The sequence below is a fragment of the Alkalicoccus luteus genome (assembly GCF_012034335.1).
Taxonomy (GTDB): domain Bacteria; phylum Bacillota; class Bacilli; order Bacillales; family Salisediminibacteriaceae; genus Alkalicoccus; species Alkalicoccus luteus_A.
Genome location: NZ_JAATHJ010000001.1, coordinates 1 through 21229 on the forward strand (window position 1 = coordinate 1; position 21229 = coordinate 21229).

24 protein-coding genes, 2 rRNA genes and 1 other annotated feature are annotated in these 21229 nt (G+C 52.3%); all 26 genes read left to right on the forward strand.

Translation table 11 applies throughout. The features are described from left to right. Positions 1-232 (forward strand): 23S ribosomal RNA (locus tag HCN83_RS00005); the annotation flags it as partial. A 79-nt stretch (positions 233-311) separates the two neighbouring features. Beyond that, positions 312-428: ribosomal RNA gene (rrf, locus tag HCN83_RS00010) — 5S ribosomal RNA — on the forward strand. 706 nt (positions 429-1134) lie between these two features. Beyond that, complete coding sequence (locus HCN83_RS00015; protein ID WP_168004264.1) at positions 1135-1608, forward strand: CtsR family transcriptional regulator; 474 nt, start codon at positions 1135-1137, stop codon at positions 1606-1608. A gap of 13 nt (positions 1609-1621) precedes the next feature. Further along, positions 1622-2170 (forward strand): UvrB/UvrC motif-containing protein, encoded by a 549-nt coding sequence (locus HCN83_RS00020; protein WP_168004265.1) that lies wholly within the window; start codon positions 1622-1624, stop codon positions 2168-2170. Then, the gene (locus HCN83_RS00025) at positions 2167-3264 is read left to right on the forward strand and encodes a protein arginine kinase (protein WP_168004266.1); all 1098 of its coding nucleotides are present in this window, start codon (positions 2167-2169) and stop codon (positions 3262-3264) included. Before HCN83_RS00020 ends, HCN83_RS00025 begins: the two co-directional genes overlap by 4 nt. Further along, the gene (gene clpC, locus HCN83_RS00030; protein WP_168004267.1) at positions 3261-5708 is read left to right on the forward strand and encodes an ATP-dependent protease ATP-binding subunit ClpC; all 2448 of its coding nucleotides are present in this window, start codon (positions 3261-3263) and stop codon (positions 5706-5708) included. Before HCN83_RS00025 ends, clpC begins: the two co-directional genes overlap by 4 nt. A gap of 119 nt (positions 5709-5827) precedes the next feature. Then, positions 5828-6034 carry a hypothetical protein gene (locus HCN83_RS00035; protein ID WP_168004268.1) on the forward strand — a complete coding sequence of 69 codons (207 nt, stop codon included), beginning with the start codon at positions 5828-5830 and terminating at the stop codon, positions 6032-6034. A 121-nt stretch (positions 6035-6155) separates the two neighbouring features. Continuing rightward, positions 6156-7562 carry a DNA repair protein RadA gene (radA, locus tag HCN83_RS00040; RefSeq protein ID WP_168004269.1) on the forward strand — a complete coding sequence of 469 codons (1407 nt, stop codon included), beginning with the start codon at positions 6156-6158 and terminating at the stop codon, positions 7560-7562. Beyond that, positions 7537-8619 (forward strand): DNA integrity scanning diadenylate cyclase DisA, encoded by a 1083-nt coding sequence (gene disA, locus HCN83_RS00045; protein WP_168004270.1) that lies wholly within the window; start codon positions 7537-7539, stop codon positions 8617-8619. The genes radA and disA overlap by 26 nt, the downstream gene beginning before the upstream one ends. Before the next feature lie 89 nt (positions 8620-8708). Next, positions 8709-9812, forward strand: a complete 1104-nt coding sequence (locus tag HCN83_RS00050; protein WP_168004271.1) for a PIN/TRAM domain-containing protein — start codon at positions 8709-8711, stop codon at positions 9810-9812. A 32-nt stretch (positions 9813-9844) separates the two neighbouring features. Next, positions 9845-10552: a 2-C-methyl-D-erythritol 4-phosphate cytidylyltransferase gene (ispD, locus tag HCN83_RS00055; RefSeq protein WP_168004272.1), complete on the forward strand. Its 708-nt coding sequence runs from the start codon at positions 9845-9847 to the stop codon at positions 10550-10552. Then, positions 10549-11028, forward strand: a complete 480-nt coding sequence (gene ispF, locus HCN83_RS00060) for a 2-C-methyl-D-erythritol 2,4-cyclodiphosphate synthase (RefSeq protein WP_168004273.1) — start codon at positions 10549-10551, stop codon at positions 11026-11028. Before ispD ends, ispF begins: the two co-directional genes overlap by 4 nt. A 63-nt stretch (positions 11029-11091) precedes the next feature. Next, positions 11092-12552 (forward strand): glutamate--tRNA ligase, encoded by a 1461-nt coding sequence (gltX, locus tag HCN83_RS00065; protein ID WP_168004274.1) that lies wholly within the window; start codon positions 11092-11094, stop codon positions 12550-12552. 378 nt (positions 12553-12930) lie between these two features. Further along, entirely contained in the window at positions 12931-13596 is a 666-nt protein-coding gene (gene epsC, locus HCN83_RS00070) for a serine O-acetyltransferase EpsC (protein ID WP_168004275.1), read from the forward strand. Positions 13597-13604: 8 nt separating this feature from the next. Further along, positions 13605-15011 (forward strand): cysteine--tRNA ligase, encoded by a 1407-nt coding sequence (gene cysS / locus HCN83_RS00075; RefSeq protein WP_168004534.1) that lies wholly within the window; start codon positions 13605-13607, stop codon positions 15009-15011. A gap of 14 nt (positions 15012-15025) precedes the next feature. After that, positions 15026-15427, forward strand: coding sequence for a Mini-ribonuclease 3 (locus HCN83_RS00080; RefSeq protein WP_343033635.1), 402 nt, complete (start codon positions 15026-15028; stop codon positions 15425-15427). Then, positions 15424-16176 carry a 23S rRNA (guanosine(2251)-2'-O)-methyltransferase RlmB gene (rlmB, locus tag HCN83_RS00085; RefSeq protein ID WP_168004277.1) on the forward strand — a complete coding sequence of 251 codons (753 nt, stop codon included), beginning with the start codon at positions 15424-15426 and terminating at the stop codon, positions 16174-16176. Before HCN83_RS00080 ends, rlmB begins: the two co-directional genes overlap by 4 nt. Before the next feature lie 3 nt (positions 16177-16179). Further along, positions 16180-16695: an NYN domain-containing protein gene (locus HCN83_RS00090; protein ID WP_168004278.1), complete on the forward strand. Its 516-nt coding sequence runs from the start codon at positions 16180-16182 to the stop codon at positions 16693-16695. Positions 16696-16826: 131 nt separating this feature from the next. Then, positions 16827-17468: an RNA polymerase sporulation sigma factor SigH gene (gene sigH, locus HCN83_RS00095; protein WP_168004535.1), complete on the forward strand. Its 642-nt coding sequence runs from the start codon at positions 16827-16829 to the stop codon at positions 17466-17468. 144 nt (positions 17469-17612) lie between these two features. Continuing rightward, complete coding sequence (rpmG, locus tag HCN83_RS00100) at positions 17613-17756, forward strand: 50S ribosomal protein L33 (protein WP_168004279.1); 144 nt, start codon at positions 17613-17615, stop codon at positions 17754-17756. 70 nt (positions 17757-17826) lie between these two features. Next, the gene (gene secE, locus HCN83_RS00105) at positions 17827-18030 is read left to right on the forward strand and encodes a preprotein translocase subunit SecE (protein WP_168004280.1); all 204 of its coding nucleotides are present in this window, start codon (positions 17827-17829) and stop codon (positions 18028-18030) included. A gap of 57 nt (positions 18031-18087) precedes the next feature. Then, positions 18088-18624 (forward strand): transcription termination/antitermination protein NusG, encoded by a 537-nt coding sequence (nusG, locus tag HCN83_RS00110; protein WP_168004281.1) that lies wholly within the window; start codon positions 18088-18090, stop codon positions 18622-18624. Positions 18625-18795: 171 nt separating this feature from the next. Next, the gene (rplK, locus tag HCN83_RS00115) at positions 18796-19221 is read left to right on the forward strand and encodes a 50S ribosomal protein L11 (RefSeq protein WP_168004282.1); all 426 of its coding nucleotides are present in this window, start codon (positions 18796-18798) and stop codon (positions 19219-19221) included. 126 nt (positions 19222-19347) lie between these two features. After that, entirely contained in the window at positions 19348-20043 is a 696-nt protein-coding gene (rplA, locus tag HCN83_RS00120; protein WP_168004283.1) for a 50S ribosomal protein L1, read from the forward strand. A gap of 36 nt (positions 20044-20079) precedes the next feature. Further along, positions 20080-20230, forward strand: a sequence feature (ribosomal protein L10 leader region). Between the two features lie 47 nt (positions 20231-20277). Further along, the gene (gene rplJ / locus HCN83_RS00125; protein WP_168004284.1) at positions 20278-20781 is read left to right on the forward strand and encodes a 50S ribosomal protein L10; all 504 of its coding nucleotides are present in this window, start codon (positions 20278-20280) and stop codon (positions 20779-20781) included. Positions 20782-20828: 47 nt separating this feature from the next. After that, positions 20829-21191: a 50S ribosomal protein L7/L12 gene (gene rplL, locus HCN83_RS00130; RefSeq protein WP_168004285.1), complete on the forward strand. Its 363-nt coding sequence runs from the start codon at positions 20829-20831 to the stop codon at positions 21189-21191. Positions 21192-21229: the final 38 nt, after the last annotated feature.

Genomic DNA, 21229 nt, shown 5'->3' on the forward strand with positions numbered 1-21229 from the left:
GGATGGACATACCGCTGGTGTACCAGTTGTTCCGCCAGGAGCATCGCTGGGTAGCTACGTGTGGACGGGATAAGTGCTGAAAGCATCTAAGCATGAAGCCCCCCTCAAGATGAGATTTCCCATCACATTTAGTGAGTAAGATCCCTCGGAGATGACGAGGTAGATAGGTCTCGCGTGGAAGCGTGGCGACACGTGCAGCGGAGAGATACTAATCGATCGAGGGCTTAACCAATGAACATCGTCGCTCGGCAGAGCGAGGAAGACACATGATTCGTTTTCGCGTTATCCGGTTTTGAGCGGGTACGCTCACATCCAGTAGCGACAGCGGTGAGGTCACACCCGTTCCCATGCCGAACACGGAAGTTAAGCTCACCAGCGCCGATGATAGTTGGGGGCTCTCCCCCTGCGAAAGTAGGACGTTGCTGGGTCACCTGAGAGGGTGTCTCCCGGAACCAGACCCTGGTTCCCGGGCGGCACCCTCTTTTTTTGCGTTCCGGAGCACGAATCGTCTGCAAGAAGATCAGAACGGGGCACGGATATTTAATCGTTCCGGATTGTACGCAACGTTATGCCGTCAACAAGGGATCTTAACAGCGTGAAGGAAAATTGTGTTCGCCGTTTTTAGCACTTCGCTCGCTTTTACTCAGGTCTGCTCCTGAATTCGTTTCAGCCTTACAAGCACGCGTGTCTATACCAGATATTTTTAAAACCTTGAACGTTCAGCTTCAAGCGTTTATTTTGGCAAAAAGGCTCTGCGAAAACTGTATCAGCCATATGCCTGATGCAAGAAAATCACTTTTTAAACAGCCTGCTGAACTGTGTTTCGTCATGAAGCACGGCTCGGCTTTTTTTGATCATGAACGCTTTATAAAGATCGAAACAATGAAGCTCCGTTTCAGCATGACAGCAGAGCAGGAATCAGAAAAGAAGTTTTAAAACGACGATTAATAAGTGTGTGAATGTGGAATAGATAGAAACGGCTTCATCCATCTGCCGGTGTTTTTCATGATATCTGAACGTCTTAGTTGTGTTTTAAAGCGTTCTTTTATATAATTATAGTCAAATATAGTCAAAGTCAGATAGTGTGCATATATCACCGGGTGTCTGCCTGGCACGAAAGAGAGGGATGATGCCATGAGGAATATTTCGGATGTCATTGAAAAGTATTTAAAACAGATTATAGAAGGAAATGAACAGGCATTAATTGAAGTTAAACGTAGTGAACTGGCCGACCAGTTTGACTGTGTCCCTTCTCAGATTAATTATGTTATCCGCACGCGTTTCACGGAGGAAAAAGGCTACGTTGTGGAGAGCAAGCGTGGAGGCGGCGGCTACATCCGTATCATTAAGGTGGAACTGACCGATCACGTCGACTTATATGACAGACTCATTGAACTGATTGGCACTCAGCTCAGCCAGCAGGCCGCTGAGGGAATCATCAGCCGGCTTGAAGAAGAGGAAGCAGTAACAGCCCGGGAAGCAAAGCTGATGAAAGCAGTGATGGACCGGGAAGTACTGACGGTTCCGCTTCCTGCACGTGATCAGCTTCGAGCTAAACTGATGGTCGCGCTGATCCGGACATTGAAATACAAATTATCGAACCAGTGAAGGAGGGATCTGCATGCTTTGTCAGGAGTGCGGGGAACGCGAAGCATCCCTTCATTTTACGAAAATTATAAACGGTGAGAAAACCGAGTTTCATATTTGCGACGTATGTGCGAAGGACAAAGGCGAATATTTACCGGGCGGAAAAAGCTTTTCGATTCATCAACTGCTGTCGGGTTTGCTTGATGCGAACCAGCCTTTTTCCCAGACAGCAAAGCAGCGCTCTTCGCAAAAGCCGCGGCCTCAGCTCCGCTGTGAATCATGCGGCATGACGTATAAGCAGTTTGCTGACATTGGACGCTTTGGCTGTGCAGACTGCTATCAGCACTTTGACCAGAAGCTGGATCCTGTTCTGAAGCGGATTCACGGAGGAAACTCAGTGCACGGTGGGAAAATTCCGAAGCGCAGAGGGAAGGACATGCATGTTTACCGGGAGATTGAAACACTTAAACAGCAGATGCAGGAACAAATTGAGGCAGAGGAATTTGAGCAGGCGGCAGAGACGCGGGATAAAATCCGCAGCCTTGAGGAAACCGTTCAGAAAAAGGGAGGTGATGCATCATGACCCTTCAGTCTTTTATGAATGATGCGATCAGTCCCTGGATGAAAAACGAGGGACCGGAGGCGGACATTGCGATCAGCAGCAGGGTTCGTCTCGCGCGCAACCTCTCAGACGTCCCGTTCCCGATTGTGGCAAAGGAAGATCAGCTTCGAAACATTCTGGAGCAGACGAATACTGTCTGCCACGAAAAGAGCCGTGAGCCGTTTGGCCAGTTTTCGCTGCTGCGGATGGAAGAGCTTAGCGATAATCAGAAGCGGGTCCTCGTGGAAAAGCATTTGATGAGTCCGAACCTGACCGGGGATGCCGCCGGACGAGGTCTGTTGTTAAGTGAAGATGAGTCGATCAGCGTTATGGTCAATGAAGAAGATCATTTCCGGATTCAGTGTCTCTTGTCCGGTTTTCAGCTGGAAGAAGGGCTGAAGCATGCAGAGCTTATGGATGACTGGCTGGAAGAAGAGCTTGATTTTGCGTTTGATGAACGAAGAGGCTATTTAACGTCTTGTCCGACCAATGTCGGCACCGGCCTCCGCTCTTCTGTCATGATGCATCTTCCGGCGCTCGTGCTGACGAATCAGCTGAACCGGATTCTCCCGGCGATCAACCAGCTGGGGCTTGTTGTACGAGGAATTTACGGAGAAGGCAGTGAAGCACTCGGCAATCTTTATCAGATTTCCAATCAGACGACGCTCGGTCAGGATGAAAGAGAAATTATTAAAGACCTCAGCAGTGTCGTTTCGCAGATGATTCAGCACGAACGGGCAGCTCGTGAACAACTTATGCAGAACTCCCCGCTGAAGCTGGAGGACCGGATTTACCGTTCCTACGGAGCACTGCTTTACAGCCGGACGATAGAAACGAAAGAAGCGATGGAGCGATTGTCGGACGTTCGGCTCGGCATCGACATGGGAATTATTCAACAGGTAAAGGGGAGTATCTTAAACGAGCTGATGGTGATGACGCAGCCCGGCTTTCTGCAGCAATATGCAGGAGCAGCTCTCTCCGCTTCCGAGCGCGATCAGCGCCGCGCCTCCCTCATCCGGGAAAGGCTGCAGCTGGAAGAAGACTCAGATAATAATGATGGAGGTGCAAGTAGATGATGTTTGGACGATTTACTGAAAGAGCCCAGAAGGTATTGGCTTTAGCGCAGGAAGAAGCAGCGCGACTCGGCCACAGCAATATAGGTACGGAGCATATTTTACTCGGACTGGTGCGTGAAGGCGAAGGGATCGCAGCAAAAGCGCTGACTGGCCTCGGACTCGGTGCTGAAAAAATTCAAACCGAAGTTGAAAACTTAATCGGCCGCGGAGAAGAAGTGACGAAGCAGATCCATTACACGCCTAGAGCGAAAAAGGTTATCGAGCTGTCGATGGATGAAGCACGAAAGCTTGGTCACTCCTACGTTGGTACAGAACATATTCTGCTCGGTCTTATCCGCGAAGGAGAGGGCGTCGCTGCAAGAGTGCTTAATAACCTCGGCGTCAGCCTGAATAAAGCGCGCCAGCAGGTGCTTCAGCTGCTTGGCAGCAGCGAAGCCAGCAATCAGCAGCAGCAGGCAAGCTCTGGTGCGGCCAATGCCAGCACACCGACGCTTGACGGGCTTGCCCGTGATTTAACGGCGATTGCAAAAGAAGAACAGATCGATCCGGTCATCGGGCGCGCGAAAGAAATCGAGCGTGTTATTCAGATTTTGAGCCGCCGTACGAAAAACAACCCTGTCCTTATCGGGGAACCGGGTGTTGGTAAAACGGCGATCGCAGAAGGACTGGCGCAGCAGATCGTGAATAACGAAGTGCCGGAGATTCTTCGCAACAAGCGTGTGATGACACTCGATATGGGAACTGTTGTAGCCGGAACGAAATACCGTGGTGAGTTTGAGGACCGTCTGAAAAAGGTGATGGAGGAGATCCGTCAGGCCGGCAACGTAATCCTGTTTATCGATGAGCTTCATACCCTGATTGGCGCAGGTGGAGCGGAAGGTGCAATCGACGCATCCAACATCCTTAAGCCGTCACTGGCGCGTGGAGAGCTGCAGTGTATCGGTGCGACGACACTGGATGAGTACCGTAAATATATCGAAAAAGACTCTGCACTTGAGCGCCGTTTCCAGCCGATTCAGGTGAATGAGCCGACGGTGGAAGAGTCCAAGCAGATTCTTTCCGGGCTGCGCGACCGCTACGAAGCCCATCACCGCGTTAAAATTACCGATGAGGCGATTGATTCCGCAGTAACGCTGTCGGACCGCTATATTTCCGACCGCTTCCTTCCGGACAAAGCGATCGATCTGATCGATGAAGCCGGATCGAAAGTACGTCTGCGTTCGTACACTGCTCCGCCGAATCTGAAGGAAAAAGAGCAGGAGATGGAAGAGCTTCGTAAGGAAAAGGATGCAGCGGTGCAAAGTCAGGAGTTTGAAAAAGCTGCTTCCCTCCGTGACAATGAGCAGAAGCTTCGTGAAGAGCTCGAGTCGCTCAAAGATAAATGGAAAGAAAAGCAGGGCCAGGAAAACTCGGAAGTAACGACTGAAGATATTGCGTCTGTCGTTGCTACCTGGACGGGAATTCCGGTAAGCAAGCTCGCTGAAGAAGAGACAGAGCGTCTTCTGCGCATGGAGGAAATTCTTCACGGCCGCGTGATAGGCCAGGATGAAGCTGTTACCGCGGTATCCAAAGCGGTGCGTCGTGCCCGAGCCGGCCTGAAAGATCCGAAACGTCCAATTGGCTCCTTTATTTTCCTTGGACCGACCGGTGTCGGTAAAACAGAGCTTGCTCGCGCTGTCGCGGAATCCCTCTTCGGTGATGAGGATGCGATTGTAAGAATTGACATGTCCGAATACATGGAAAAGCATACGACAAGCCGTCTTGTTGGTTCGCCTCCAGGGTATGTCGGCCACGAAGAAGGCGGTCAGCTGACCGAAAAAATCCGTCGAAAGCCATACTCTGTCATCCTGCTTGATGAGATCGAGAAAGCGCACCCGGAAGTCTTTAACATTCTGCTTCAGGTGCTCGAAGACGGTTTCCTGACAGATTCCAAGGGCCGCCGCGTCGACTTCCGTAATACGGCGATCATCATGACGTCCAACGTCGGAGCAAGCGTGCTGCGCCAGGAAAAGAGCCTCGGCTTTACTGCCCAGCGAGAAGATGAAAAGTATCAGGATATGAAGGGGAAAGTGATGGGCGAGCTGAAAAAGTCGTTCCGTCCCGAGTTCCTGAACCGGATCGACGAAATCATCGTCTTCCATTCGCTGGAGAGGCAGCACATTAAGCAGATCGTCACGCTTATGGCGGATGCACTGAAGAAACGGCTTAAAGAGCAAGGCATTGAGTTTGAGCTGACGGATGCCGCAAAGGCGAAAATCGCCGATGAAGGCTTCGATCCGGAGTACGGAGCAAGACCGCTCCGCCGGGCCCTTCAAAAAGAAGTGGAAGACCGTCTTTCTGAGGAGCTGCTGAAAGGCAACATCGCGAAAGGAAAGAAAGTTAAGCTCGGGATCCGCGACGGTGACTTTTACGTCACCACTGCTGAAGCAGAGGAAACCGTGTAAGACCGCTATATGTACGAATTTCGCCCCAGGCCTGGTCTGGGGCGTTTTTTTGAAAAGGAATTATCCGGCACTCCGTCGAAGCAGAAGGGAGACGCCAAATCCAATGAAAGGGGATTTTCGTGATTCAGCGACTGCAGCTTTCGCTTTTAGCCCTGGCCGCAGCCTTCATCGCCGGGCTTTTCATTTACCGGCTTTTCGTTTCCGCAGCCGGATTCGGCATTAATTTCTTCATTATTGTACTCGTTCTGTACGTATTGATTGAGACGACGGCTTTTCCCCGGAAAAAACGCCCGCAGTCTAAGCAGAAAAAAACCTATAACCCGTAGCAGCTCTGCTCCAGGTTCATCAACAGCGGTGAGCGGGCTTTTTTAGGCACGAGAGGCGCGCTCACGCCTGTTTTCATGCTAAAATAAAGGGCAGGAGACTTAAAAAGAAAGGAGGAGACGTATGGCCAAGCAAAAGACAAAATTTGTATGCCAGGAATGTGGATACGAATCGACGAAATGGATGGGGAAATGCCCGGGCTGCCAGCAGTGGAATACGCTCGTTGAAGAGATGGAAGCAGCGCCGAAAGCAAAGCGGCGAGGATTTGTCACGTCAGATGGGCCGAGGAAAGTGAAGCCGGAGCCGATCACGAAGATTGAACGAAGGGAAGAAGCCCGCAGCAGCACACATATTGATGAGCTGAACCGGGTGCTTGGCGGCGGTATCGTTCCGGGCTCGCTCGTGCTCGTCGGCGGAGATCCGGGAATCGGGAAATCGACGCTGCTGCTGCAGGTATCAGCGATGCTTGCCTCTCATAAAAAGCGCGTCCTTTACATATCCGGAGAAGAATCTGTCAGACAGACGAAGCTGCGTGCGGATCGCCTCGGCATCGAAGAGGATGAGCTTCTCGTTCTCGCTGAGACAGACGTGCAGATCATTGAACGGGTGATCGAAGAAATGGACCCGGCGCTCGTCATCATTGATTCGATTCAGACCGTCCACCTGGAAGATGTGACGAGTGCACCGGGAAGCGTTTCGCAGGTTCGGGAATGTACGTCGTCTTTTATGCGCATCGCTAAAACGAAGGGGATCGCGATCTTTCTCGTCGGGCACGTGACGAAGCAGGGGGCGATTGCCGGGCCGCGTATTCTCGAGCATATGGTGGATACCGTACTGTATTTTGAAGGGGAACAGCACCATACGTACCGAATCTTGCGGGCGGTCAAAAACCGGTTCGGCTCTACAAATGAAATCGGCATTTTTGAGATGAAGGAAAGCGGACTGGAAGAAGTGCTGAATCCGTCTGAAATTTTTCTGGAAGAACGCTCGGCAGGAGCAGCAGGGTCGGCCGTAGTCGCTTCCATGGAAGGGACACGTACGGTGCTTGTGGAAATTCAGTCGCTCATCTCTCCGACAAGCTTCGGCAATCCGCGCCGCATGGCGACCGGCGTGGATCACAACCGCATTTCCCTCATCATGGCTGTGCTGGAAAAGCGGGTCGGGATGATGCTTCAAAACCAGGATGCGTATATTAAAGTAGCAGGCGGCGTCAAGCTGGACGAGCCGTCGATCGACCTCGCGATCACCGTCGCGATCGCATCGAGCTTCCGGGATGTGCCGACGGAGCCAGGGGACGTCATCATCGGGGAAGTTGGGCTTACCGGGGAAGTCCGCCGCGTTTCCAGGATTGAACAGCGGGTTCAGGAAGCGGCAAAGCTTGGATTTACGAGGGTCATCGTTCCGGCAAAGTGCCTGGAAGGATGGGAGCCTCCAAGCAGTATACAGGTGACTGGCGTCCGTACGGTGAGTGAGGCGCTGGAAGTGACGTTAGGAGGGAAGACGCGTGGAACACCATCGTTCGAATTATGATGAGAACTTTATAAACGATGTACTCAGGCTCGTCGCGCCGGGTACGAAGCTCCGTGAAGGAATCGATAACGTACTGCGGGCGGGCACCGGGGGGCTGATCGTTCTCGGCTACAACAATGAAATGATGAACATCGTCGACGGCGGCTTTTTTATCAACACCGACTTTTCCCCGGCTTATTTGTATGAGCTGGCGAAAATGGACGGCGCGATTATTTTAAGCGAGGACGGGAGCCGCATTCTGTATGCGAACACCCAGCTCGTTCCGGATAACACGATCGATTCAACGGAGACGGGTATTCGGCACCGGACGGCGCAGCGGGTGGCCAGGCAGACAGGCAACCTCGTTATCTCCATCTCGCAGCGCCGAAACGTCATCACGCTGTATCAGGGAGCCTACCGCTATGCGTTAAAGGATATCGGCGTCATTTTGACGAAAGCGAATCAGGCGATCCAGACGCTGGAAAAGTATCAGTCTGTGCTGGACCAGAGCATCACGAACCTGGGGGCGCTGGAATTTGAGGAGCTCGTGACGTTTTCGGAAGTGTCGCAGGTGATGCACCGGATCGAAATGGTGCTTCGTATCAAAGGTGAGATTTTAAACTACGTAAATGAGCTTGGCGATGAAGGAAGGCTTATCTCCATGCAGCTGGAGGAGCTCGTCATGAACACGGAGCAGGAAGCGCTGCTCTTAATCAAGGATTATATGAAAGAAGCCGACTACAGCCCGAAGGAAACGCTGCGAAAGCTGAAGCGGCTGAGCAACGAGGAGCTGCTCGATGATAACGTCATCGTCAAGCTGCTTGGCTACAGTAAAATTGTCAACCTGTCTGAGTATCCGATCGCCCCGAGAGGCTACCGGGTTTTAAGTAAAATTCCGCGCCTGCCGGTGATGGTCATTGAAAACCTGATCAGCCGCTTTGAGCAGCTCCCGCATATTACACGTGCTTCTCAGGAGGAGCTCGACGAGGTGGACGGGATCGGTGAAGCACGGGCGAAGAAAATTAAGGACGGACTGACCAGGCTGCAGGAACAGCTGTTCATCGACAGACACATTTAACGGGTAAAATATGTAAATAGTTGTGAAACGGCCCGCTTTTGGTTCAGCGGAGGTGTTTTTGTCTATATTGATGATAAGGAGGTGAAACAATGCTGCATAAAATCGTACAGTTGGTAATTGTGTTTATCGGCGGGGTGCTCGGCTATTTATTCATGCCGGATTTAATCGCAAGCCTGCCGTTTGAACCGCTGCCGGAATGGTCGACAGGCGCGTTATTCGGAACTCTGCTAGGTGCAATTATCCTTTTTTCCTCTCTTTATTGGTTCACCGATAACATCGTCCACTCCATCCGGTACGTCGAAGAATCTTTAATGAAATACCCGGTGACCGATCTCTTGTTCGGATCGATGGGTCTGTTTGTCGGACTGGGGCTCGCCTATTTGATCACCGTGGCGCTGATCAGCCTGGAAATTCCGATTGTAAGCTCCGTCGTGCCGATCCTGCTCACTCTCTTTATGGGATATTTAGGTGCGCGGATCGGGTTCCAGAAGCGTGAGGAGCTGATGGGTCTGTTTACTCTCGGACGCACGGCGCAGAATAAGAATGAGAAAAAGCAAGATGAAGCAGAGAAAGAAGCAAACCGCTACCGGTTGAAAATTCTGGATACGAGCGTCATCATTGATGGAAGAATTGCAGATATTTGCAGCACCGGCTTTTTGGAAGGAACGCTGCTTGTGCCTGAGTTTGTACTGGAAGAGCTGCAGCACATTGCCGACTCTTCGGACGTGCTGAAGCGGAACCGCGGCCGGCGCGGGCTCGACATTTTAAATAAGATGCAAAAAGAGCTCGATGTCGAAGTGGAGATTTACGAAGGCGACTTTGATGATATCCAGGAAGTGGACAGCAAGCTTGTCAAACTGGCGAAGCTGCTGGATGGCTTTGTCGTTACCAACGACTTCAATCTGAATAAAGTATGCGACCTCCAGGGCGTCGCCGTGCTGAACATCAACGATCTGGCCAACGCCGTTAAGCCGGTCGTCCTGCCGGGAGAAGAAATGCCGGTGCAGGTGATCAAAGACGGCAAGGAGCAGAACCAGGGTATTGCTTATCTCGATGACGGCACGATGATCGTCGTCGAAGGCGGCCGAAATCACATTGGTGAAACGATTGAAGTCATCGTCACAAGCGTGCTGCAGACATCAGCCGGGCGCATGATCTTTGCCAAGCCGAAGCCGGTTGAAAAAGCACTCTGAACATAGACTGAGTTTGAAGAAGGAAGATGCAGATGCAAACGTATCAGACCGTACTGCTTGCTGCCGGCCAGGGCCGGCGCATGCAGGCAGGGAAGAACAAGCAGTTTCTGAGTATAGCCGGGGACCCCCTTCTCCTGCACACGCTTCGTGTGTTTGAGGAGGATTCGCTGTGCACTGAAATCCTGCTCGTCATCAACAAGCAGGAAGAGGCGGACATCCGCATTCTCCTGAATGAGTGGAGCGGCTCGACGCCGATCCGCTTCGTGGAAGGCGGCAGGGAGCGGCAGGACAGCGTTAGGGCCGGCATCCGCGCAGGAGCAGCGTCCGCTGACAGATCCGGGCTCGTATTTATTCACGACGCAGCCCGTCCGTTCGTGCGGCAGGAGCAGCTGCACCGGCTTGCTGTCCGGACGGCTGAGCATGGCGCCGCGATCCTTGCCGTTAAAGTGAAAGACACGGTCAAGGAAGTGCGCGACGGCATCATTCAGAAAACGACCGACCGTTCCCTGCTCTGGGGGGCTCAGACGCCGCAGGCATTCCGCTATGAGGTGATCCTGGATGCTCATCAGGCAGCGGAAGACGGGGAGTGGATCGGCACCGATGATGCGAGCCTCGTCGAACGAAACGGCGGCAGCGTAGCGATTGTGGAAGGCGATTACGAAAATTTTAAAGTAACGACTCCGGAGGACCTTGTCTTTGCTGAGGCGGTCATCCGTTACCGAAAGGACGCGTTGGAATGAGGATTGGACAAGGATTTGACGTACACCAGCTGGCAGAAGGACGTCCGCTTATCTTAGGCGGCATTGACATCCCCTATGAAAAAGGACTGGCCGGACACTCGGACGCCGATGTTCTGCTGCATACGATAGCAGATGCGGCTCTCGGAGCAGTTGCTGAAGGCGATATCGGCCGCCATTTCCCGGATACGGACCCGGCCTTTGAAGGAGCGGACTCAGCGGAGCTGCTCCAACACGTTTGGAATATTATTAAGGGGCACGGCTACCGGCTTGGGAACGTCGACTGCACGATCATGGCAGAGAAGCCGAAAATGGCTCCGTATGTGCCACAGATGCAGGCGCGAATTGCCGAACTGCTGGAAGCAGAACCGGGGCAGGTGAACGTGAAGGCGACGACGACAGAAAAGCTCGGCTTCACCGGCCGCGGCGAAGGCATTGCTTCCCAGGCGGTGATCCTCCTTGTACCTGAAAAGGGTTAAAGCTTGATGCCAGGCATGATAGAATAGGAAAAGATGCTATTGAGAGAGGAAGGGATCACGGACATGAGCAACGACATCCGCGTGCGATTTGCACCGAGTCCGACCGGTCACCTCCATATTGGAGGGGCACGCTCGGCATTGTTCAACTACTTGTTTGCACGCCATCATGGAGGCATATTCGTTCTCCGGATTGAAGATACCGATCAGGCACGAAATGTGGATACAGCAACAGAAAAGCTGATGGAAAGCCTGAAATGGCTCGGCATCGACTGGGACGAAAGCGTCGATAAAGGCGGGGAGTACGGACCGTATAAAAGCATGGACCGGCTTGAGCTTTATCAAACCTACGTAGACCAGCTGCTGGAATCCGGAAAAGCATACCACTGCTATATGACGCAGGAGGAGCTGGAGAAGGAACGGGAAGAGCAGCGTGCCCGCGGGGAAACACCGATGTACAGCGGCCGCGACCGCAACCTTACTGATGAACAAAAGCAGGCGTATGAAGCGGAAGGCCGAAAGCCGGTCGTTCGTTTTCTCGTCCCGTCCGATCAGGAAATCGTCGTTCAGGACGAGGTCCGGGGTGACGTGACGTTCGATTCGAATGGTATCGGCGACTTTGTCATCGTTCGCCAGGATGGCATTCCGACATACAACTTTGCGGTTACGATCGACGATCATCTCATGAAGATTTCGCACGTGATTCGCGGAGAGGAGCACCTGTCCAATACGCCGAATCAGGTTCTGCTTTACGAAGCACTTGGCTTTGAAACGCCGGTATTTGGGCACGCCTCCCTGATTTTGAATCAGGATCGTCAGAAGATGAGCAAGCGTGATGAGTCCATCATTCAGTTTGTCGAGCAGTACCGGGAGCTCGGCTATATGCCGGAGGCGATCGTGAACTTCATCGCCCTGCTCGGATGGTCTCCGGGCGGCGAAGAGGAAATTCTCTCGCTTAAGGAGCTGGAAGCACAGTTCCGGCTGGACCGGGTGATCAAGGCGCCGGCTGTGTTCGACACGCAGAAGCTGGAGTGGATGAACAACCAGTACATGAAGCAGGCCGATCCGGACCGAGTCGTATGGCTGTCGCTGCCGCATCTCGTCAAGGCAGGACGGCTGCCGGAGAATATGAGCGAGCAGCAGCGCCACTGGGCTTATGATCTGATTACCCTGCATCAGGAAAAAATGAGCTACGGTGCGCAGATTGTTGAGCTTACAGAGTTGTTCTTTAAGGAGCAGATCGATTATAATGAAGACGCAAAGGCAGTGCTTGATGAAGAGCAGGTGCCGGAGGTTCTTGACGCGTTCCGCACGAAGGTGAAGGAGCTGACGTGGGAGCCGGATGCCGTGAAAACTGCGCTGAAGGAAGTACAGAAGGAAACCGGTCATAAAGGGAAAAAGCTGTTTATGCCGGTGCGTGTGGCTGTAACCGGTCAGATGCACGGACCGGATTTGCCGAAAACAATTGTACTGCTCGGCCGGGACAAGGTGCTGAAGCGCCTCGACTCACTGCTGGCAGACGCATAACAAGAAGACCGTCCCCCGGACGAAGTACAAACAGATGCTTTCCCAGAGAGATCCGCCGCGGCTGGAAGCGGATCAGGCCGTCTGTTTGGAAATGCACCCGGATAGATATGGACGGTCAAAGCGGAAAAAAGCGGGAGGCAGGTTGCCTTCAAGCAGAGTGGAACCGCGCTTTTACAAAGCGTCTCTGTGCCGATGCGGCACAAAGACGCTTTTTTTCATCGTATCAGGAGCATCGTTTTGAGAGTAGGAGGCGGCCAGGTCGGTTGTGTGGGAAGTAAGACAGTCTTATGCTTCCCTTTAACCTGCAGCGATCTATATGCCTGCCGACCAGAAGGCGCTCTTCGCCTGACGGGCAAGTAGCGAGAGGAGGGAATGCCGGTGTTTACCACGTTGAAAAATGATGTCGATGTCGTCCTGGAGCGCGACCCGGCTGCGCGCAACAGGCTGGAAGTAATTATGACGTATTCCGGTGTGCACGCCGTCTGGGCGCACCGTGCCGCCCACTGGCTCTGGAAGAAGAAGCTTTACTTTTTTGCACGCTTTTTGTCACAGGTGAGCCGTTTTTTTACCGGTATTGAAATCCACCCCGGTGCCACGATCGGTCAGCGCTTGTTTATCGACCACGGCATGGGCGTCGTCATCGGGGAAACGTGTGAGATCGGAGACAGCGTAACGATTTTTCAAGGCGTGACGCTTGGCGGAACCGGTAAAGAAAAGGGCAAACGCCACCCGACGCTGGAGGATCACGTGCTCGTCGCGTCAGGAGCAAAGGTGCTCGGATCGATGAGAATCGGCAAGCATTCGCGGATCGGTGCCGGCTCTGTTGTACTGAAGGAAGTACCGCCGAATTCAACCGTCGTCGGTATTCCGGGACGGATCGTCGTCCAAGACGGCATTAAGGTGGATGATGACTTGGATCACATTAACCTGCCTGACCCTGTCGCTGACAAGTTCCGGCAGCTGGAAAAAGAAATGATCCGGCTCAAGCGGGAAGTGCGCGAGCTGAAGCACGAAAAAGAAGAAGCAGAAAAAAGGAAGGTGTGAGCCAGCTTATGGCGATCCAGCTTTATAATACACTGTCACGTAAAAAAGAAACGTTCGAACCAATCGAGCCCGGCAAGATTAAAATGTACGTCTGCGGTCCGACCGTTTACAACTATATTCATATCGGCAACGCTCGGCCGGCTGTCGTCTTTGATATGGTACGCCGTTATTTTGAGTACCGGGGCTACGACGTGCAGTACGTATCCAACTTTACCGATGTCGATGATAAAATCATTAAGGCAGCAGAAGAGATCGGCGGCGACGTGATGGAAATCGCCGAGCGTTTTATCGATGCGTACCATGAAGATACTGCTGCTCTCGGCGTGAAAAAAGCGGATCTGCACCCTCGGGTTACAGACACGATGGATGACATCATTACCTTTATTAACAAGCTCGTTGAAAAGGGCTATGCCTATGAATCTCAGGGAGATGTCTATTTCCGCACGCGCCGCTTTGACGGCTACGGGAAGCTTTCGCATCAGTCGATCGACGACCTGCAGGCCGGGGCACGCGTCGATGTCGGCGATAAAAAAGAAGATCCGCTCGATTTCGTTCTATGGAAAACAGCGAAGCCGGGAGAAATTTCGTGGACGAGTCCATGGGGCGAAGGGCGCCCGGGCTGGCACATTGAGTGCTCGGCGATGGTGAAAAAGTATCTTGGCGATACAATCGACATCCACGCCGGCGGCCAAGACTTATCGTTTCCGCACCACGAGAACGAAATCGCGCAGTCCGAAGCGCTGAACGAAAAGCCGATGGCCAACTACTGGATTCATAACGGCTATATAAATATTGATAACGAAAAAATGTCCAAATCACTTGGGAACTTCATTCTCGTCCATGACATTATCCGGACATTTGATCCTGAAGTCGTGCGCTTCTTTATCGTAAACGCGCACTACCGGAGCCCGATCAATTTCAGCGACGAGCAGCTGCATACGGCGGCCGCGTCGCTTGAGCGGATCAAAACAACGTACCAGAACGTGCAGCATCGTCTCGATACCGCAGTCGATCTCGGCCTGCAGACGGAAAAGTGGGAGCGTGTGATTACGGAGCACGAATCACGTTTTACCGAGGCGATGGATGATGATTTAAACAGCGCCAATGCGGTTGCCGTTCTGTTTGACCTTGTCCGTCAGGCGAACCTGTACCTGCAGGAAAAGCAGACCGACACGTCCGTACTGAAGGCATTCCTTCAGCAGTTCGATGATATGGGCTATGTGCTCGGCATGCAGCTCAGTACAGCAGAGGAGCTGCTCGATGAGGAAGTCGAGGCGCTGATCGAGGAACGGGAGCAGGCACGCGAGAACCGCGACTTCGCCCGCGCCGATGAAATCCGGGATGAGCTGAAGGAAAAACATATTCTTCTGGAAGATACACCGCAGGGCACTCGCTGGAAGCGGGGAGACGCATGAAGCTGAACGAAACGATTCGCGAGCCTGAACAGCTGAATGCCCTCGCGCTCGCCTACATGGGAGACGGCGTATTCGAAACGTACGTGCGCTACCGGCTGCTCGTCAAAGGCGGCGTAAAGCCGAACCGTCTTCATAAAGCAGCGACCGCTTACGTATCAGCCAAGTCGCAGGCGCGCATTCTGGAAAAACTATTTGAACAGAACGTGCTGACAGAGCAGGAAGAAGCTGTCGTCCGCCGCGGGCGTAATGCCAAATCGGGTACGATTCCAAAACATACTGAACGGTCCGTTTATCAAAGCAGTACGGCGTTTGAGGCGCTCATCGGCTATTTATACGTGACCGGGCAAGAGGAGCGGCTCGATGACATTGTCGCCGCAGCTCTGACGATTGCAGAAGGAAAGGAGGGAGCATCATGAAGGATACCGATTACGTAATTGGGAGAAATCCCGTACTTGAAGCACTCCGCGGAGACCGGACGGTTCATAAAGTGCTCGTTGCGGATACCGCAAAAGGGCAGATCAGCCAGATTCAGAAGCTTTGCCGGGAAAAAAAGGTGCAGCTGCAAAACGTGCCGAAACAGAAGATCGAGCAGATTGCCGGAAACGGAAAAGCTCATCAGGGGGTGCTGGCGTTTCTCGCCGCATTTGAATATGCCGACATGGAGACGCTGTTTGAGCGGGCGGAGAAAAAGAATGAAGCACCGTTTTTTCTTCTGCTTGATGAACTGGAGGACCCGCACAACCTCGGATCGATTCTCCGTACAGCGGATGCATCCGGGGCTCACGGTGTGATCATTCCGAAGCGGCGGGCGGCAGCGCTGACGGCGACGGTTGCCAAAGCATCAGCCGGAGCGATTGAATACGTGCCGGTCGTGCGCGTGACGAACATGGCGAAAACGATGGATGAGCTGAAAGACCGCGGCCTCTGGTTTGTCGGAACGGATGCCTCCGGCCGCGAGGACTACCGCAGTGTTGACCTCGATATGCCGGTGGGACTGGTCATCGGCAGTGAAGGACGCGGGATGAGCAGACTCGTAAAAGAAAAGTGTGATTTTCTCGTGCAGATTCCTCTGCTCGGAAAAGTTACTTCCCTGAACGCGTCTGTCGCGGCATCGCTGTTGATGTACGAAGTATTCCGCCGGCGCACCGTGGCCGGGGAGGCGTAACCGATGCGAAAAGCGTACTTGTTCGTAGATGGCTACAACATCATCGGAGACTGGCCGGAGTTAAAGGCCCTCTCCGATTCCGATCTGGAAAGTGCGCGCGACCTGCTCATTGAAAAGATGGCCGAGTACCAGGCTTATACGGGAACGAGTGTCACGATCGTATTTGACGCTCATATGGTTCCAGGCACCGGCAAGAAGTACCGGCATTACGATCTGGATATCGTTTTTACAAAGGAAAAAGAAACGGCGGACGAGCGGATTGAAAAGCTCGTCATTGAACGCAAACGGGTCGACCGCCAGATTTACGTGGCCACCTCCGACTTTGTGGAGCAGCGGGTGATTTTTGCAAGCGGCGCCTACCGCAAGTCGGCCCGCGAGCTTCGTACGGAAGTAGAGCAGATTGAAAAAGGAATCCAGCAGAGTGTGGCAGAAACGAAGCAGAAGAAGGCTAAAACAAAGCTGCCGATCGACGAGGAAATGGCAGAAATTTTTGAAAAGTGGCGAAGAGGAAAGCGATAACACCTTGACGATTTCCTTTTTTATCTAGTATACTTAACGTTACTATCAGGAGTCCTGCACCACGAAAACCGGAATTTGCGTACGACTTTCACTAAAGACAGGTCGGAGGGATCGCCGTGGCTGTACATCTTATGGAAACTGGCATGCACCAGCACTATCGTGACATTGAGGATGAGAAACTCGTTCGTCTTGTCCGGGAGGGAGATAGCGGCGCGCTCGAATACCTGATTACGAAATACCGCAATTTTGTACGCGCTAAATCAAGATCCTACTTTCTGATCGGCGCCGATCACGAGGATATTGTGCAGGAAGGCATGATTGGTCTCTATAAGGCGATCCGTGATTTTCAGGCGGATAAACTTTCCTCTTTCCGCGCCTTTGCGGAGCTCTGTATCACGAGACAGATCATCACCGCGATCAAAACGGCAACACGTCAGAAGCATATTCCGCTGAATTCCTACGTATCCCTCGATAAGCCGATATACGATGAGGAATCAGAACGGACGCTGCTTGACGTCCTCTGCGGACACGGGGTAACCGACCCGGAGCAGCTGCTGATCAACCGTGAGGAGTTCTCCGACATTGAATCCAAAATGGGCGAGATGCTCAGCGAACTGGAGCGGGAAGTGCTCATGCAGTACCTTGACGGCAGGACGTATCAGGAGATGTCCGAGGATCTGGAGCGCCACGTCAAGTCGATCGACAATGCGCTGCAGCGGGTCAAACGGAAGCTCGAACGGTATGTGGAACTGAAGGAAGTTAAATTTACGTAAACCTGCAGGCACCTCCGGACAAGCGACGTTCCGGCAGGTGCCGTTTCGTTTGTCCGGAATGCCGGAGAAGCATTGACACGCCGCTGATTCCTGTGATAAGTTCGTTTAGTATGTAAACAGCTCACGTAAAAGGAGGGGGAGCAGATGAAGGTCGCTCTCGCCTGCCAGACATGCAACAGCCGTAATTGCTGGACGACGAAATCAACCGACAGCCGTCAGACGCGGCTTCAGATAAAGAAATACTGCAAGACTTGCGGATCACATACGATGCACGCTGAAACGAAGTGACGGCGGTGCAGTGGAAATACGGCTTCCGGCTGAAACAGTCCGGAGCTTAAAGGAAATGGAGGTGTCCGGCATGGCGGAAAACACCAAGACGACGAAAAACCCGGCAGTCTTTCTGAAACAGGTCGTAGCGGAGATGAAGCGCGTTACGTGGCCAAACGGAAAAGAACTGAAGCGCTACACGGGAATTGTTGTTGCAACAGTAACATTCATAGCCATCTTCTTCGCAATTTCCGACTTTATTATTTCATCACTGCTCCAGCTGATCACGAACTAACAGATTCCCGGATCGCACCGGTAGGAGGAGGGAATACGGGGGCATCCCCTGATTCTTATGGAGAAAAACTGGTATGTAGTACACACGTATTCCGGCTACGAAAACAAGGTGAAGACGAACCTTGAGAAGCGGGTCGAGTCCATGGATATGGTCGATAAGATCTTCCGAGTGCTCGTTCCTGTAGAGGAAGAGACAGAGATTAAAAACGGCAAGAAAAAGCAAGTTTCCAAAAAAGTATTTCCAGGCTACGTGATCGTGGAAATGGTGATGACAGATGATTCCTGGTATGTCGTTCGCAACACGCCCGGCGTGACCGGATTCGTCGGGTCCTCCGGTGCCGGATCGAAGCCGACGCCGCTCCTGCCTGAAGAGGCAGAAGGCATCCTGCGTCAGATGGGTGTGGAAGCACCGAAGCAGGAAGTCGATTTCGAGCTGCGGGAAGCTGTCAAAGTGAAGGAAGGTCCGTTTGCGGAATTCGTCGGCACGATCGAAGACATTTCAGCAGAGAAACAGAAGCTGAAGGTAACGGTCAACATGTTCGGCCGCGAAACGCCGGTGGAGCTCGACTTCACGCAGGTAGAAAAATTATCATAGGATCACAAAAACTCCTTGTCAATTTTGGGGTGAAGTGATAGAATTTGAATGTTGCTAATGAACGTGGACATGCTGTTCACGTTTTTCCTGCGAATACGCAGGTTTTTTTGAGTGGGAGAGCGGAAGCAATCGCTCGGTTTACCACATCACGGACTTAAGGAGGTGTGTCGCGTGGCAAAGAAGGTTATTAAGGTTGTAAAACTGCAAATTCCAGCTGGTAAAGCAAACCCAGCACCGCCGGTCGGGCCAGCACTCGGTCAGGCAGGTATAAATATCATGGGCTTCTGTAAGGAATTCAACGCTCAGACTCAAGAGCAGGCAGGTCTTATCATCCCGGTTGAAATCACGGTGTTTGAGGACCGTTCCTTTACATTCATCACAAAAACTCCGCCAGCAGCTGTTCTTCTTAAGAAAGCCGCAGGAATCGAATCCGGTTCCGGCGAGCCGAACAAGACGAAAGTTGCAACAGTGGGGCGTGATAAAGTACGCGAAATCGCGGAAACAAAGATGCCAGACCTTAACGCAGCTGATGTAGAAGCAGCTATGCGTATGGTTGAAGGTACTGCCCGAAGCATGGGTATCACGATCGAAGACTAATGTAGAGACCATAACCGGTCAATGAGGTTGCGAGTAAAGGACGCTGTCCTGCCTGACACGTTCAGGTTCGCAACCTTTATTAGTGGGAGGTTTAACCGCTAAAACCACAACGAGGAGGAAAAAACATTGGCTAAGTTCAGCAAAAAGTACGAAGATGCACTGAAAGTTATTGACCGTGAGAAGAACTACGGTGTAACAGAAGCAGTGGAAGCTGTAAAGCAGACTGCAACAGCCAACTTCGATGAAACTATCGAAATGGCTGCGCGCCTTGGAATCGACACGAAAAAAGCCGACCAGCAGATCCGCGGAGCTGTTGTTCTTCCACACGGAACGGGTAAAACCCAGACCGTTGCTGTATTCGCTAAAGGCGAAAAGGCAAAGGAAGCAGAAGCAGCCGGCGCTGATTTCGTCGGAGAAGAAGACCTGATCAACAAAGTAAGCCAGGGCTGGATGGAGTTCGACGTTGTCGTAGCTACTCCGGACATGATGGCTCAGGTTGGTAAGCTCGGACGAGTTCTCGGACCACGCGGCCTCATGCCGAACCCGAAAACAGGCACTGTTACGTTTGACGTAACGAAAGCGATTGAAGAAATCAAAGCTGGTAAGGTAGAATACCGTGCCGACAAAACTGGTAACATGCACGTACCGATCGGGAAAGCTTCCTTCAGCGAACAGCAGCTGGAAGAAAACCTGCGTGCGATGATGGATGTTATCATGAAGGCCAAGCCTGCTGCTGCAAAAGGTACCTACCTGCGCAACCTTTCCGTTGCTGCAACAATGGGACCTGGCGTACGCGTATCAACAAACGAATTCAAACTGTAGTTGACGGAGCCTTACGGGCGCGTTATACTGTCAGTTGTGAATAAATAAATCATACCGTAGACAGCAGGAGCCTTCGGGCTTAAACGTCCTGCCGAGGTTTGCACCAGATATAGTCCGGGCAACGGTTTGCCCCGGATAACCTGCGGCTTCCTTGCGTCTATGTGAGGAAGCCCTTTTTAATGGGTTAGAACACGGGCGGTATGAACAGCTTCAGGCATAGGAGGTGTCATCTAGATGAGCAGTGTAATTGAGCAGAAACAAAGCGTCGTGGAAGAAATCGCCGGGAAACTGAAGGAAAGCCAGTCTACTATCGTAGTAGATTACCGCGGACTGGACGTGGCAGAAGTAACGGAACTGCGTCAGCAGCTGCGTGAAGCCGGAATCGACTTCAAGGTGTACAAGAACACAATGGTACGCCGCGCGACAGAACAGACAGAACTGACTGGAATCGATGAGCAGCTTGCAGGTCCTACTGCAATTGCATTCGGCTACGACGATGTTGTAGCACCAGCCAAGATTCTCAACGAGTTTGCGAAGAAGCATGAAGCTCTTGAACTCAAGGCAGGAATCATCGAAGGCAAAGTTGTGTCTCTCGACGAAGTAAAAGCACTGGCGGAACTTCCTTCCCAGGAAGCACTCCTTTCCATGCTTGCCAACGTTCTTCAGGCTCCAATCCGCGGACTCGCGATCGGCCTCAAGGCAGTGGCAGACAAGAACGAAGAAGAAAGCGCGTCATAAAAAGCTGCACGGCAGCATAAATTATTATTTACAGGAGGAATTTAATCATGACGAATCAAGAGATTCTCGATGCGGTTAAGGAAATGTCCGTACTCGAACTGAACGACCTGGTAAAAGCAATTGAAGAAGAATTTGGTGTATCTGCAGCAGCTCAGGTAGCTGTAGCAGGCGGCGGCGGAGCAGAAGCTGCTGAAGAGCAGACTGAATTCGACGTAGTACTTGAAGACGCTGGATCTTCCAAGATCGGCGTTATCAAAGCAGTTCGTGAAATCACAGGTCTCGGCCTGAAAGAAGCGAAGGCACTTGTTGACGGCGCACCTTCTGCAGTTAAAGAAGGCGTTGAAAAGTCTGAAGCTGAAGAAATGCAAGCGAAGCTTGAAGAAGCTGGAGCGAAGATCACGGTTAAGTAATCGTGTTCAACGCACGCTTGGAACCCGCGGGAATCATT